The organism is Xanthomonas hortorum pv. cynarae, assembly GCF_002939985.1.
In the GTDB taxonomy this organism is placed as follows: domain Bacteria; phylum Pseudomonadota; class Gammaproteobacteria; order Xanthomonadales; family Xanthomonadaceae; genus Xanthomonas; species Xanthomonas hortorum_D.
This window is the reverse complement of sequence record NZ_MDFM01000086.1, coordinates 1-511: the sequence shown is the minus strand read 5'-3', so window position 1 is coordinate 511 and position 511 is coordinate 1. Positions and strand designations below refer to the sequence as shown.

Annotated in this window: 1 pseudogene; it reads left to right on the top strand. The window is 59.5% G+C overall.

Annotation, left to right across the window (positions count from 1 at the left end):
- Positions 1-39: 39 nt before the first annotated feature.
- Positions 40-511: pseudogene (locus XcyCFBP4188_RS22335) on the top strand (transposase); the annotation flags it as partial.

Below are 511 nucleotides of genomic sequence, written 5' to 3'. Positions count from 1 at the left end.
CTAGAGGTCTCCGGCACACTAGCCACCAAGGAGACCACCATGCGCAAGAGCAAGTTCACCGAGAGCCAGATCGTCGCCACGCTGAAGCAGGTCGAGGGCGGTCGCCAGGTCAAGGATGTCTGTCGCGAGCTGGGCATTTCCGATGCGACGTACTACGTCTGGAAGTCCAAGTACGGCGGCATGGAGGCCGCTGACGTGCAACGCCTCCGCGACCTGGAGACTGAGCACAACAAGCTCAAACGTATGTACGCCGATCTCGCGATGGAAAACCATGCATTGAAGGATGTCATCGCAAAAAAGCTGTAGACCCGGCGCATAAGCGCCCGCTTCTTGCCTGGCTCATCGAGCAGCATGGCTGGAGCGAGCGCCGGGCTTGTGCGGTGGTTGGCGTGGCTCGCTCGACAGCACGTTATCGGCGCCGTCCCGATCGGGATGAGGAGGTTATTGCGCTGTTGTCCGAGTTGGCCGAGCGTTTTCCCGAGCGCGGATTTGGAAAGCTTTTTCAGATCAT